This window comes from Fructilactobacillus sp. Tb1, from assembly GCF_050500285.1.
Lineage (GTDB): Bacteria > Bacillota > Bacilli > Lactobacillales > Lactobacillaceae > Fructilactobacillus.
Window position 1 is genome coordinate 748016 of the sequence record NZ_CP191377.1, and the last position, 14088, is coordinate 762103.

General features: G+C 36.7%; 13 protein-coding genes and 1 other annotated feature. Of the genes, 5 read left to right on the top strand and 8 right to left on the bottom strand.

The window, feature by feature from the left end; genetic code table 11:
• The first annotated feature begins 2 nt into the window (after positions 1-2).
• The gene (locus ACQW5G_RS03855; RefSeq protein ID WP_429971747.1) at positions 3-638 is read left to right on the top strand and encodes a hypothetical protein; all 636 of its coding nucleotides are present in this window, start codon (positions 3-5) and stop codon (positions 636-638) included.
• A 37-nt stretch (positions 639-675) separates the two neighbouring features.
• Here ACQW5G_RS03855 and ACQW5G_RS03860 read toward each other — a convergent pair whose 3' ends face one another.
• Entirely contained in the window at positions 676-1308 is a 633-nt protein-coding gene (locus tag ACQW5G_RS03860; RefSeq protein WP_429971748.1) for a hypothetical protein, read from the bottom strand.
• 74 nt (positions 1309-1382) lie between these two features.
• Positions 1383-2561 carry an aminotransferase class I/II-fold pyridoxal phosphate-dependent enzyme gene (locus ACQW5G_RS03865; RefSeq protein WP_429971749.1) on the bottom strand — a complete coding sequence of 393 codons (1179 nt, stop codon included), beginning with the start codon at positions 2559-2561 and terminating at the stop codon, positions 1383-1385.
• 168 nt (positions 2562-2729) lie between these two features.
• Here ACQW5G_RS03865 and ACQW5G_RS03870 point away from each other — a divergent pair, with 168 nt between their 5' ends.
• Together ACQW5G_RS03870 and ACQW5G_RS03875 are read left to right on the top strand one after the other, a co-directional pair.
• A complete protein-coding gene (locus tag ACQW5G_RS03870; protein ID WP_429971750.1) occupies positions 2730-3959 on the top strand; it encodes an arginine deiminase in 1230 nt (409 codons plus the stop codon).
• A 40-nt stretch (positions 3960-3999) separates the two neighbouring features.
• Complete coding sequence (locus tag ACQW5G_RS03875) at positions 4000-5484, top strand: YfcC family protein (RefSeq protein ID WP_429971880.1); 1485 nt, start codon at positions 4000-4002, stop codon at positions 5482-5484.
• 623 nt (positions 5485-6107) lie between these two features.
• Here the strand turns inward: ACQW5G_RS03875 and ACQW5G_RS03880 are convergent.
• From ACQW5G_RS03880 to ACQW5G_RS03895, 4 genes are all read right to left on the bottom strand, one after another.
• Positions 6108-7349 carry a glutamate-5-semialdehyde dehydrogenase gene (locus tag ACQW5G_RS03880; protein WP_429971751.1) on the bottom strand — a complete coding sequence of 414 codons (1242 nt, stop codon included), beginning with the start codon at positions 7347-7349 and terminating at the stop codon, positions 6108-6110.
• A 12-nt stretch (positions 7350-7361) separates the two neighbouring features.
• Positions 7362-8153 (bottom strand): glutamate 5-kinase, encoded by a 792-nt coding sequence (gene proB, locus ACQW5G_RS03885; protein WP_429971752.1) that lies wholly within the window; start codon positions 8151-8153, stop codon positions 7362-7364.
• Positions 8154-8387: 234 nt separating this feature from the next.
• A complete protein-coding gene (locus ACQW5G_RS03890; RefSeq protein WP_429971753.1) occupies positions 8388-8891 on the bottom strand; it encodes a methylated-DNA--[protein]-cysteine S-methyltransferase in 504 nt (167 codons plus the stop codon).
• The gene (locus ACQW5G_RS03895; protein WP_429971754.1) at positions 8869-9720 is read right to left on the bottom strand and encodes a LysR family transcriptional regulator; all 852 of its coding nucleotides are present in this window, start codon (positions 9718-9720) and stop codon (positions 8869-8871) included. The genes ACQW5G_RS03890 and ACQW5G_RS03895 overlap by 23 nt, the downstream gene beginning before the upstream one ends.
• A 107-nt stretch (positions 9721-9827) precedes the next feature.
• On the opposite strand from ACQW5G_RS03895, the gene ACQW5G_RS03900 reads away from it, so the two are divergent.
• The gene (locus ACQW5G_RS03900; protein WP_429971755.1) at positions 9828-10838 is read left to right on the top strand and encodes a YeiH family protein; all 1011 of its coding nucleotides are present in this window, start codon (positions 9828-9830) and stop codon (positions 10836-10838) included.
• Here the strand turns inward: ACQW5G_RS03900 and ACQW5G_RS03905 are convergent.
• Positions 10830-11177 carry a RapZ C-terminal domain-containing protein gene (locus ACQW5G_RS03905; protein WP_429971756.1) on the bottom strand — a complete coding sequence of 116 codons (348 nt, stop codon included), beginning with the start codon at positions 11175-11177 and terminating at the stop codon, positions 10830-10832. The genes ACQW5G_RS03900 and ACQW5G_RS03905 overlap by 9 nt on opposite strands.
• 93 nt (positions 11178-11270) lie before the next feature.
• Positions 11271-11498 (top strand) — a binding site (T-box leader).
• A gap of 61 nt (positions 11499-11559) precedes the next feature.
• Between ACQW5G_RS03905 and ACQW5G_RS03910 the strand changes: the two genes are divergently transcribed.
• Positions 11560-13020 (top strand): ABC transporter substrate-binding protein/permease, encoded by a 1461-nt coding sequence (locus ACQW5G_RS03910; RefSeq protein WP_429971757.1) that lies wholly within the window; start codon positions 11560-11562, stop codon positions 13018-13020.
• Positions 13021-13062: 42 nt separating this feature from the next.
• Here ACQW5G_RS03910 and ACQW5G_RS03915 read toward each other — a convergent pair whose 3' ends face one another.
• Positions 13063-13995, bottom strand: a complete 933-nt coding sequence (locus ACQW5G_RS03915; RefSeq protein ID WP_429971758.1) for a phosphate/phosphite/phosphonate ABC transporter substrate-binding protein — start codon at positions 13993-13995, stop codon at positions 13063-13065.
• Positions 13996-14088: the final 93 nt, after the last annotated feature.

Below are 14088 nucleotides of genomic sequence, written 5' to 3' on the forward strand. Positions count from 1 at the left end.
CCATGCATTCCAAAAATAATAACATTAACCTCTTGCTTGCTATCATTATTGTATTGTTGCTAATTATTGCTGCAGGTGGGACGATATTTATGTTGTCACAAAAGAAGCAAACCGCTACTACGACCAATGTAAAAAATGAATATGTAAAATCTGCTTCCAAAAAGAGTTCTGGCTCTAATAAAGCTACGACGGTTACAAATACCAATGCTAGTAATAATAAGAAAGCAGCAACTCCTACGCAATCCATGATTCCAGCTCAATTTTATGGAACTTGGTATAACGGTAATGATGTATTTGCTACCATTTCAGCAGATAAAATTGATCTAAAGGGTGGACCAACTATTACTAAGGATAGTAGCCCGTTACAATTGACCACGAAACAAGGACAAAACAATACTTACTTGCTCTACCATAATCCGAGTTTTGAGAACGGTGGTACGTATTGGATTGGAACGGCTACGATTGATGGTAAGCAACAACGAGTGTTAGCTTATTATGCACGGATGGGTGACTTTGAAATTTATACTTCAGCACCAACTAGTAAATCACAAGCTATTCAATATGATGGTGATGATTATCAAGCGAAGATTGGAACCAATAATTTAGATAGTTTACGAGGTCATGAACGAGCTCGATAATAAAAAAACAGCCAAAATTTTGGCTGTTTTTATTTTGTTAATTTTGATTTTTAAGAACATCTAAATCAGGAGTACCAATATATTTACTAAAATCTCCCATATATTGAATTCCTTCATATTTTGATGTTGGTTCAGAAGTGTACACTTGGAACATATTATTTTTTTCATATGCAGCAAGGACCCGTTGTTTTTTACCATCAATGGTGTCAGTTGCAATCCAATAGTTAGGAGTCATACCACCTTCTGCAGAACTAGCATTAGGATTTGGATTATGGTAAAGGTTATAAGTTCCGTTGGGACCGTTTTTTACCATAACTTGAATAGGTAAACTACTGGTGGTGTATTGAGTCCCGCCTAAATTGAAAGTATCGGAACCAATTTCCATTTGGACTTTGTCACCCATGTACCATTTACCGGCAAACTGCTTTGGAATGATTTCTTTTGCGGTTGGCTTCGCTGCCGTAGTTTCAGTTTTTTTAGTTTCAGCCGGTTGCTTTTCCGGGACTGCTTTTTTGATAACTTTCGGAGTTTTCTTCTCCTTAGTAGGTTGCGTTTGATGGTTGTCTACATGATTATGTTTTTGCATAATCGCAAAGGTTCCACCAACTAAAATTAATACAGATAAAATAGCAATTATAACCATTAATTTTTGGTTGAATTTGTTGTTCATCTTGAATCTCCCTTAATTAAATTGTGTTTCTTCTATATTATATCGGGAGATTATTTTTAAATATATAATAATTTTTAGTTGGCATTCACAAATGTTGTAAGTCGTGACATTGCTTCTTTAATTTTTGCTGGATCAGCCGCAAACGATAAACGCACATAGCCTTTACCACTAGTTCCAAAGGCATTTCCGGGGGTTACACCAACATGAACTTCATTAGCTAAACGCATTGTAAATTCTTCTGAAGTTTCGTTAAATTGACTAGGAATTTTAGCTAGGATATAGAAAGCTCCTTCAGGAATGCTTAATTCAAAGCCTAAGTCAGTTAACGTTTTGACCATGATATCTCGGCGTTTTTGGTATTCTTTCGCCATTACTTTAGGATCATCAGCACCATGATCAAGGGCAGCAATTGCAGCAAGTTGAGCAACATTCGGTGCAGACGTTAAGAAAGTTCCGTGAACCATATTAATTTTTTGGATTAATTCCGCGGGTCCAGCAATGTAACCAAAGCGATAGCCAGTCATGGCATGTGATTTTGATAAACCGTTAATAATTACCGTTTGATCAGGGATGAATTCCGCAATTGAAGTATGGGGAATATCAAAAGTTAATTCACTATAAACTTCATCAGCAATGACTAAGATACCATGTTTTTGTAACACATCAGCCAAAGCTTTCATTTCATCCCGCGTATAAACAACTCCCGATGGATTAGTCGGGTAGTTTAAAATTATTTCTTTAGCTTTGGGATATTTAGTTAAATATTTTTCTAAAGTTTTAGGCGTTAGTTTCAAATTATCAGCTTTAGTATCAATCGGAATTACTTCACCCTTAGCTAGTTCAATGATTGACATATAAGCGGGATAGGCTGGCAATGGGACTAAGACTTGGTCACCTTTATCAATCGTTGCAATGAACGAACTCGATAGGCCTTCTTGGGCGCCATGAGCGATGATGATTTCCGTTAACGGATCATAGTCAATGGTAGTTGAACGTTTCAAGAAGCGACTAACTGCCTCACGAGTTTCCAACCAACCTAATTCAGGAGAATAGTGGGTCTGATTATCGACAATACTTTGGACTGCAGCATCTTTGACGTGTTCCGGAGTATTGAATCCTGGTTCACCTAAATTTAAATTCACTAAATCGGGAATTTTGGCAAAGGCTTCAGCATACTTTCTAATTAAAGACTTAGTAATGTTGTTCAAATCATGGTTATAAGTATCGTGTAATTTGGGGCTCGTGTTTGGCATAATAATCCTCCTTTTTTGATGAAACATTTCGATCTTGAGCATTATTTTAGCGAAGTGAAAATGAAAAAACTATGTTTCATGTCAGTTTTTCCGACATAAAGTGTAGGTCATCACAAATCTTAATGCTAAGATTACGACAATTTAGAAAAAGAACAGTGAGGGGTAATTATGTCAAAAGGAATTCAAGTCAACTCAGAAATTGGTAAATTACGAAAAGTGTTAGTGCATCGTCCAGGAGCCGAAATCGAAAATATTACTCCTGATACGATGAAAGAAATGTTGTTTGATGATGTTCCTTTCATGAGAATCGCTCAAGAAGAACACGATGAATTCACCCAATTATTACGTGATCGTGGTGCCGAAACAGTCTACATTGAAACATTATTAGCAGATATTTTAGCTGATCCGCAAGTGAAAGATGAATTTTTAACGGCTTATCTAACTGAGTATCGGTACAACGAAACCCTCCAAAAAGAAATCAAAAATTACTTCAATACTTTGACACCGAGTGAATTAGTGACAGTTATTTACGCTGGATTACGCAAAGCAACGGTTGGATTAGAAGATCACAATTTACTTTCATTTATTGGAAATGTTGAAGATCCATTTATTTTAAAACCAATGCCTAACGCATACTTCACTCGTGATCCTCAAGCTATGATGGGAAATGGATTAACAGTCAACAAAATGACTTTCTTTGTCCGATCACCAGAATCATTAATTACAGAATTTGTAGTGAAATACCATCCCATGTTTTCTGAAAATACGCACGTCTGGTTAGATCGCAATCATCCAAACCGAATTGAAGGTGGCGATGAATTGGTCTTAAACGACCATACTTTAGCGATTGGGGTATCGGAAAGAACTTCAAGTATGGCAATTGAAACTTTAGCAAAAAAACTTTTCAATGATCCCGCTGCAAAATTCGACACAATTATGGCCGTTGAAATTCCCCATAATCACGCCATGATGCATCTTGATACAGTATTTACGATGATAAACCATGACCAATTCACCGTATTCCCTGGTATTATGGATAAAGATAGTAAGATGAACATTAACGTCCTTCGTCCAGATGGTCACGGTGGCCTTTCAGTAGAACATCGGACTAGTTTGAAAGATACTTTGCAAGAAGTTTTGGAATTACCAGAAGTGGATATGATTGAAACTGGTGATGGCGATCCAATCGTTGCGCCACGAGAACAGTGGAACGATGGCTCAAACAACTTAGCAATTGCTCCTGGTGAAGTCGTTACTTATGATCGTAACTATAAATCAATTGAAATTATGCGAGCTCATGGAATTACCGTTCATGAAATTCGGTCATCAGAATTGTCACGTGGTCGTGGTGGGGCACGTTGTATGTCACAACCCATCTGGCGTGATGCTTTAGACTAAGGAGAATATTTTGCAGAAGAAGAAACAAACTCGTTTTAAAATGCCAACTTCCTATACTATTTTGTTCGGCATTATCATTGTGATGGCAGTGTTAACTTTTATTATTCCGGCTGGTAAATATGAAACGACTAAATCAGGAGCACTGATTTCCAGTTCATATCATCAAATTGCTAGTCATCCCCAAGGAATTTGGGATGTTTTTATGGCCCCAATTCAAGGTTTAGTCGGAAATAAATTAACTAACGCAGCGTTGCCAATTTCGTTATTCATTTTGATGATTGGGGGATATTTGGGAGTTATTAATCAGACCAAATCCCTGAACGATGGTATTGCTGTGATTGTGAAAAAGTTTAAGGGGAAAGAAAAGTTATTGATCCCGATTTTAATGACTTTATTTGCCTTAGGTGGTTCCACTTATGGAATGGCTGAAGAAACATTGGCCATTATGCCATTGTTGATTCCCGTGATGATGGCCGTGGGTTTTGATTCAATTGTGGCGATTTCCATTATTTTAATTGGGACGCAAACTGGAGTTTTAGCTTCGACAATTAATCCATTTTCAACTGGGGTGGCTGCCCAGACGCTTGGCATTTCAGTAGCGGATGGAATTTTACCGCGGATGCTTTTATGGGTAATTTTAGTAATTGTAGCGATTACGTTTGTGTATCGTTATGCTGCTAAAATTGAAAAAGATCCTAGTAAATCAGTAGTTTATTTACAACGCAAAGTCGATAATCAAATCTTTAAGATTAACGAAGTGCGAGCTGATGAAAACGTTAAATTAGCGCCACGGCAAAAAGTAGTGCTGGGAATTTATGCCTCAACCTTTGTAATTATGATTACGGGAATTATTCCCTGGACGAGTTTGAATCCGAAATGGACTTTCTTTGAAAGTATCTGTAAAACAATTACAAATACACCATTTGTTGGTGCTGTAATTGGGAAAGATTTACCAGCGTTAGGAACTTGGTATTATCCAGAAATGACGATGTTGTTCTTCTTCATGTCAGTAATGGTAATGCTAGTTTCTAAAATGTCGGAACGACAATATATCGAATCATTTTTAAATGGAATGAAAGATTTTCTAGGGGTTGCCATGATTGTGGCCTTAGCCCGTGGAATCCAAGTGATTATGAATGATGGATATATTACGGATACGATTTTACATGCTGGACAAGTAGGTTTACATGGAGTTTCGGCCTCTGTTTTCGTAGTATTAACGTATATTTTATATATTCCAATGTCATTTTTAATTCCATCTTCATCTGGATTAGCATCAGCTACGATTGGGTTAGTTGGTCCGATGGGGCACTTTGCTGGTGTTTCTGCTAGCATGGTTGTAACAGCATTTCAAACTGCGAGTGGATTAGTTGCCTTAATTACCCCAACTTCAGGTTTGGTAATGGGAGCACTCTCAATTGCGCATGTTGATTTAGCGGTTTGGTGGAAGTATATGGTCAAACTAATTGCGGCGTTTTTCATGATTACTGTATTCTTTTTACTCATTCTTTCGATTATTAAATAAACTATTAATATTATAAAAAAGATTTATATCAATTATAAGCACAAGTAGTATACATTTATGCAATATGATGTTAAGCTTGTGGTGCATAAGGGAGTAAGTGAGAAGTAGTAATGAGCTTTTGATTAACTTCTAAGTGTGGCACATCTTTTTGATGTGTGAGATTTATCTGGTGTCACAATGAATAATTGTGCGAGGAACTAAGTCTTAGCCCCATGATGATTAGGCTGATGATGAAGTTCTCTATTCCGGACGGATAAATCTAAGGAAATTTTCCGGATTTTTGATACTTTGGTTTTAATTTTCCATATTCCAATGTCAATCATAATCTCATCATCAGTTAGATTGTTTTTGCACATTCTTTTGGCAGGATTGAATGATCACTTCAGCCGTAAGTGGTATCTAGCTAATTGTCACGGCGTTTGTATATGAGTTTCCTGGTTGGCTTAGAGTTAAAAACCAGGACGTTAGTGATGGGTGAATTATCGAATTGATCATATAGACATTGTGATTTGGTGTAGTATTCTTTAATTAAAATATGATAATCGCCATTTTGGTGTTAAAAATGATCCAAAAAAAGAGCAGATTACTAGATATTATTTAGTAATCTGCTTTTTCTTTTGCTGTTATTTACGAGTTTGACCGTTTCCATTAATTACATATTTGTAAGAGGTAAGGGCAGGCAGTCCCATGGGACCACGGGCATGAAGTTTTTGGGTTGAAATACCAATTTCGGCACCAAAACCAAATTCAAATCCATCAGTAAAACGGGATGCAGCATTAATGTATACGCAAGCGGCATCAATAGTTTGTTGGAAAATTTGACCAGCAGAATAACTATCAGTCACGATGACTTCGGAATGTTTGGTGCTGTATTTCGTAATATGATCAATAGCTTCATCCTCGGACTTAACCACTTTAATCGCGATAATTAAATCATTGTATTCAGTAGCCCAATCGGCATTAGTTGCGGGAATCACATCTGATACAATTGCTTGGGTCGCTGCATCACCCCGGACCTCTACGTGGTTTTTACGTAGTTCGGCAATCAAAGTAGGAAGATACTTTTCAGCTAACGCTTCGTGGACTAAGACTTTTTCGTTGGAATTGCAGACAGAAGGGCGTTGCACTTTACTATTAATGATAATGTTAGTTGCCATTTGTAAATCAGCGTCCTTATCGACGTAGATGTGACAATTACCAGCACCAGTTTCGATGACTGGAACAGTTGCATTTTTAACGACGGCATTGATTAATTTTGCGCTTCCACGGGGAATAAGAACATCGATATAATCATTGAGTTGCATGAACTCATTAGCGACTTCATGGGAAGTTTTCGTGATGAGTTGAATGGCATCGGGATTAAGTCCCTGTTCTGATAACACATCCCGCATCAAGTTAGCTAAAGCTAAGTTAGAATTGATTGATTCTTTTCCACCACGTAAAATAACGGCGTTTCCGGATTTGAAACAGAGAGAAGCTGCATCAACAGTCACATTGGGACGTGATTCATAGATAATCCCAATTACACCAAGCGGAACTCGTTGTTTAGCAATTAAAAGTCCAGCTTCGTTGCGCCAGGCGTAATCAATGTTGCCAATGGGATCAGGAAGTTTTACTACGGAGCGGACTCCATTAGCAATTTCCTTGATACGTGCTTCAGTTAAAGTAAGCCGATCAATGAAACGTTCAGCGACATCAGTACCATTTAAATCTTTTTGGTTGGCTGCTAAGATAGTAGCTGCATTTTTTTCTAAGCTATCAGCAATTTCTAACAAAACCGCATTTTTTTTAGTAGTTAATAAACCACCTAATTGGCGACTTGCAACTTTTGCTGCTTGTCCCATGTTATTTAATTTTTCGTTCATAATTTTTCTCCGTTAATTGGCACTAAATGTAGTACCGGTGAAATCATCGTTAATCACATCATTGATGATAGCTGGATTTTCGCCATTGACGATGACCATTTTTTTATCACTATCTAAGATGATTTGGGCGGCTTTAAGCTTGGTAGCCATTCCCCCAGAACCAAATTGAGATCCATGACCACCAGCAAATTGCATAATTTTGTCATCAATTTTGGTAACAACTTTGAGTAATTTAGCATCTGGATGAGTTGCTGGATTAGCGTCATAAAGTCCGTTGATATCTGACATGATAATCAGTTCATCAGCATCAATAAATTTAGTCACAATCGCTGCTAATTGATCATTTTCTCCAAAAGTGGTTTTGTGGTGAAACTCGTCAACAGAAACTGGGTCATTTTCGTTAATGATTGGAATGACATGATGAGCCATTAATTGATTAATCGTACGCAAAACATTGTCATGACTAATTGGGAAATCTACGACGTCACGAGTTAATAAGATTTGAGCAATTTCCTGATTATTGGCATTGAAAGCTCTGGTATATAAGTCCATTAATGCCACTTGACCGACAGCTGATAGAGCTTGAAGTTCAGCAATATCGGTTGGGCGTTGTTCGATTTGTAGTTTGCTCATCCCAGCCCCAACGGCCCCAGAACTAACTAAAATCATCTCGTAGCCAGCTTGATTTAAATCACTAAGCGTACGAGCTAGACGGTTGATTGTCGGGACTTTGATGCTTCCGTTAGCATTGACTAGGGAACTAGTTCCGACTTTAACAACAATCCGTTTTTTTTCTTCGTTCATAATCGTTTCCTTTATAAAAATATTTTAGTTATTCTAATTATACTGGCATTTAGGTGGGTTGGGTATAAAAAACTGCAAAATAAAACCGGAACCCAAAAGGGAACCGGTTTTATTTTTTAGTTCAAGTAATTGCTGACGACAATTACTGACATGAAACTCCCAAAAAGAGTGCTTCATGGAAATATATCTTCATGTGCATCACATCTCTATTATAAATCATGATACAAAATTACTCTAATACTTAAATTTACTCGTATCAACATGTTCCACGTGTAACAATTTTAACTTACGAGGAACCCCACCAGCATAACCAGTTAAATCATTATTACTACCTACAATTCGATGGCATGGAATAATCAACGAAATTGGATTATGACCCACAGCACCACCAATTGCACGTGAGGCAGTTGGTTGATTAATTTGGTCAGCAACATCTTTATAAGTAATCGTCTTACCGTAGGGAACATGTCGTAATACTTCTAAAACTCGTTTCCGAAAGTCAGTAACTTGGGTATCAACTGGAATTTTCAATGGATCTGGTTCTTTACCCGCAAAGTAATCATCTAACCACTTTTTGGCTTGTTCTATGATAGGAGTAGTTCCAACTTCAACTTTCTTTAAATCATATTTACCACCATAAAATTTTTGGTCGTTGAACCATAAACCTAATAAATTTTTAGCGTTACTAAGCAAAGTTATTTTACCTAATGGCGAATCATAATAGTTTTTTGTTAGCATGTTGTTCCTCCTTCATTTGTTTTAAGACTGGCATAATTTTGGCTTTCAAATCATTTAACGCTTCAACTTGATAGGTTGGTTGGGATAAGAAATAGAAATCACGTTTAAATTTCGGACCTAGTTCTTGATAAGGAATTTCATCATTTAAAACAGTACGAGAGGTAATCGTTTGCCCCATGCCTTGATGTAAAAACTTCAAAATCATTTCATTATTTTCAATTGTGAAAATTTGTTTTGGCGTAATATTATTAAGCTTCCAATATTGTTCCGTAAAATGCCGAACACCTGATCCAGCTTCGCGTTGTAACCATATTGAATCAGCAAAATTACCCGCATGAACAAGGTAATCTTGGAAGAAAGCAAAACGTTCAATTCCAGGAGTTGTGATGGGTTTTTCAATGAAACCAAAATCATAACGATGATGATTCAAACCCTCAACAATATCAGTTGAGTTTGACATCTTCAGTGTTAAATTTACATTATCGGGGACCTTAATGGCCTTGAAAATTGACGCAATCGTCGTTTCGGCAATAGTATTGGAAACTCCGATATGACAATCAACGTAGTCAGAATCCATTTTACTGATTTTCTGCTCTAAATTTTCAACGTGTTCCCAAATTTTGATTCCAGAAGTATAGAGTTCATCAGCTGCTGGGGTTGGCTTGATTTCACGTTTTCCTTTTCTAATGAAGAGTTTTACGCCTAAATCAGTTTCTAATTGCTTAATTTGTTGCGAAATGGTGGACTGTGAAACGAATAATTGTTGCGCAGAACGCGAAAAATTTAGAGTTTCATAGACACTTTTAAAAACCGGGAAGTATTTTAACATAGTCACTCACTTATTATATTTTTCAATAGTTGTTATCAATATTATCTATTTCTATAATAACAGTTTCCTTGGTAAACTTAAAAAGTAAAGAACAGGAGGAACTCAATATGACAAAAATCAAACCAATTTTACCCGGATTAATCACATCATTTATCATCGCCGTAATTAGTCAAATCTTAGCATTATTTATTCCTAATTTAGGTGGTGCAACGATTGCGATTATCGTTGGAATTATCTTAGGAAATACCATTATCAAACAACCAATCCTTAACAGAGGTACCCATTACTCTGAAAAAGCGTTGCTAGAATATTCGGTAGTTTTATTAGGATTAACCATTAGTTTCCAAACCATTACCAAAGTTGGTTGGACCGGATTTTTATTCGTCGTTATTCAAATGGCAATCACCATTATTTCAGCTATTTTAATTGGTAAAATGCTTCACTTCAAAGAAGGAGTATACCTTTTAATGGCTGGTGGAAACGCAGTTTGTGGATCTTCAGCTATTGCCTCAATCGCACCAGTTATCGATGCCGATGATGACGACAAAGAAATGGTTATTACTCTAGTTAACCTGGTTGGAACCGTGTTGATGTTAGCTTTACCAATCATTAGTACCATTGCCTTTGGTGGCAGCGATTTACTTCGTGGGGCCATGATTGGGGGAACTATTCAATCAGTGGGACAAGTTATTGCTAGTGCTAGTATGGTAAACCCAATGACAGTTGATTTCGCTACTTTATTCAAGATTATGCGTATCATGTTGTTAGTAGTAGTTGTATTTATCTTTGGTAGAATGCACCAAAAAACCATCCAAAACGAACTTGAAGCTGATACCGAAATTAGTGGTAACGGACGTGGAAACGTTTTGCCTTGGTATGTAGTTGGCTTTCTAGTATTTTGTATTTTAAATAGTTTAGTTCATTTACCAAGTTTTGTGGGAGCAACTGCCCATATCCTAAGTAGTTGGTGTGAAATTACTGCTCTTGCTGCAATTGGACTTCGTTTGAATTTAAAAGCTTTCTTACAATCAGGAAAGAAATTTGCCATCTATGGTGGAAGTATTGGACTAGTTCAAATCGTATGTTCAATTGTATTAATTTTCTTATTACTAAAATAAATTAGTATGCTTAATCGTAACTTGATAGCCCAAGTCGCGTAGTTTTATCGCTGTCATTTCAACCATGGCAACGGAGCGATGATGTCCACCAGTACAACCAATGGCAACAATTTGGGCATCTGGGTGTGACTTTATTTGTTGAATAATATTTAAAAGTAGTTCTTGAGCTGCTTTTTGTTTTGCAATAAATTCCTGTACTGGTTGATCTAACCCAGATAAAGGTCGCAATTGTAAATTGTCATAAGGATCAGGTAATGAACGCACATCAAAAGTTAAATCAGGGTGATTATTTGGCAGTCCTTTGCGATAACTAAATGACTCTAAAGTGATATTTTTCATGACTAATCCTCCATTTTTTGTCAGTATAGCATAAAAATTTCGAAAAAAGATTGCATATCTTAAAATCCATGATATGATATAGAAAATTAAAAAACGAAAACTTTAATTAGGAATATTAGTTTATTGTTTGGTTTTCCAGTGAGATACCGGCTAGTGCGAGGTGTTAATAACCACAATTTACGAACGTAACCTAAGAGGTGTATGCGACTTAAACCATACGGGGTGCTCCCTTTATAGAGCCAACGATTCGAAGCTGGATTGGGAGAGATACTATTTTTAATAGTATAAAACAAGGTGGTACCGCGCAGAAGCGTCCTTTAGTCTATGAGACTATTGGGCGCTTTTTTTGTTTTTAAATTTATTGGAAAAGGAGATGGAAGAAATGAAGCTAAAACTTAGCTGGTATCACGTATTAATTGTTATGGTAACTGTATTTTTCGGAGGGATGTTATCAACTCGCCCGGTTCACGCGGATGATTCACTGCAACAAGTGAAAGAAAAAGGCGTTTTAACTGTCGCAACTTCACCAGATTACCCACCATTTGGATTTGAAGCCAACCAAAACGGAAAAACTAAAGAAGTTGGGGTTGATATCGACATTGCGAAACAAATTGCTAAAGATTTAGGAGTAAAGCTTAAGATTAAGAACATGGATTTTGGATCAGTTTTAGTAGCAGTTCAAACTGGAAAAGCTGACATGGCCATTGGTGGAATTAATCCTACTCCGGAAAGAAAAGCCAACGTAGATTTTTCCGATAACTACTACATTGGTGGCCAAAGTTTTTTGATTAACAAAAGTGATGCAGCTAAAATCACCAATCAAAATGATTTGAAGAATTTAAAAATTGGAACTAAAGTTGGTTCACTACCTTATAATTTAGCTAAGAAAAATATTCCAAGTGCTAAAGTAGTCGGGATGGACCATACGGTTGATACAGTTTTAGCTTTGAAGAGCGGTAAAGTTAATGCGATTGGGTTAGAAAAACCGGTTGCATTAGGGTATGCCGAAAGTGATCCAGATCTAAAAATCATTAAATCAGATTATAAATTAGACAACGATACGTTGGGGGCCGCAATTGCCGTGAAGAAAGGCGATACTAGTTTACTCAACGCAGTCAATGGGTCAATCAAGCAAATTAAACAAGAGAATTTAATCCCCCAATACTTTAAATCAGCCGGGAAATATATGAAAGTTAACGTTGCTGACACTTCAATGTGGCATTACTGGCACTACTTCTACAAGGGAATTCAATACACACTTTTGATTTCAGTTGTATCCGTGTTTGCCGGATTGATTTTAGGAATTATTCTGGTTTTGATGAAGTTAGGCGATCTCAAAATTTTGAAATGGATTGCTAATAGTTACGTAGAAGTGGTCAGAGGAACCCCAATGATGGTTCAAGTTTTATTGGTTTACTTTGGACTGGGGGCATTGATTAATATTCCCGCTTTATTAGCCGGAATGATTGCTGTTTCGCTAAATAGTGGAGCTTATATTTGTGAAATTATCAGAGGGGGAATTAACTCAATTGATAAAGGGCAACATGAAGCTGCAAAGAGTTTAGGTTTATCTAAGTTTGACGAAATGAAATCAGTTATTTTACCACAAGCCTTTAAGAATATCTGGCCAGCATTAGGTAACGAATTTATTTCAGTGATTAAAGAAAGTTCAATTGTTTCAATTATTGGAATCACAGAGCTTACTTATGAATTGAATATCGTTAGAGCTGACACGTATAGAGGAGTTGCACCCATCGTGGTGGTAATGGCATTGTACTTTATTCTTACTTTTACATTGAGTAGAGGATTGAGTTATTTGGAAAAGAAAATGAAATATGATTAGACGAAAAAAGCAGCCAATTGGCTGCTTTTTTGCTATCTTAAATTATTTCTTGTTTAAATCATTTGCTTGGTCAATGTATGACTTCATTGGGTTGAAATCTTTGTTGCTAGTTTTAACATAACCATTGTGTTGGTAGATGTTGAATAGTACTTCGCGACCATGTTTAGTCTTAGCAATGTTTAAGAAGGCCTTTTGAATCTTCTTGTCTAACTTAGGTGAAAGTCCTTTACGAGCAGAAATAGTATCGTTAGGAATTGGAGTTGATTTGTAAAGCACACGAGTATTAGTCATTGCTTGAGGATCATCTTTAGCCGCAATACTACGAGCACCTTCGAAAACAAAGGCCGCATCAGCGTTACCGTTTACAACTGACATGACACCTTGGTCGGAACCTTTAACTGTAAATGGTTTACAGTCTTTAGTTAAGTTCACACCAGCATGTTTCATTTCAACGGCAGGGTAAATGTAACCAGCAGCAGAAGTAGTGTCTTGGGTAGCAATTTTCTTACCCTTTAAATCTTTAAGGGATTTAATGTTGCTATCTTTACGAACAACGATTTCTGAGTAGTAATGGTTGGTTAATTTATTAGTGAAGTTTTCGTCAGCATCACGAGTTTGACGTTGTGCTTGAAGTAAGGGTTTTACGTCGTATTGTTTATGAGCTAAAACGTAGGCTGCGGATGGTAAGAAACCAACATCCAGAGTCTTTGAACCTAGGGCTTCCACCATAGTATTCGTATTAGTTGCCACTGTCATTTTAACTGGCATATGTAATTGTTCGGAAAGTAGTGATTGAAGAGGCTTGATTTCAGTATCCATTGAACCAGCATTTACTGATGGTACGAATTGAACTGTAAGAGTTTTAGGATCTGATGATGCAGAACTTCCTTTTTTACCACAACCAGTAAGTCCGACAGCTAGTAGGGATACAGCTGAAACGGCAAGTAACGTTTTAACAATTTTATTGACCTTCATAATTTGCTCCTCGTAATTGGTTAAATTTATGTTGTGAAAATAATACCAATAAATGTTTATAATTACAAGGGTAAATCTTAAAATAGTTCGTAA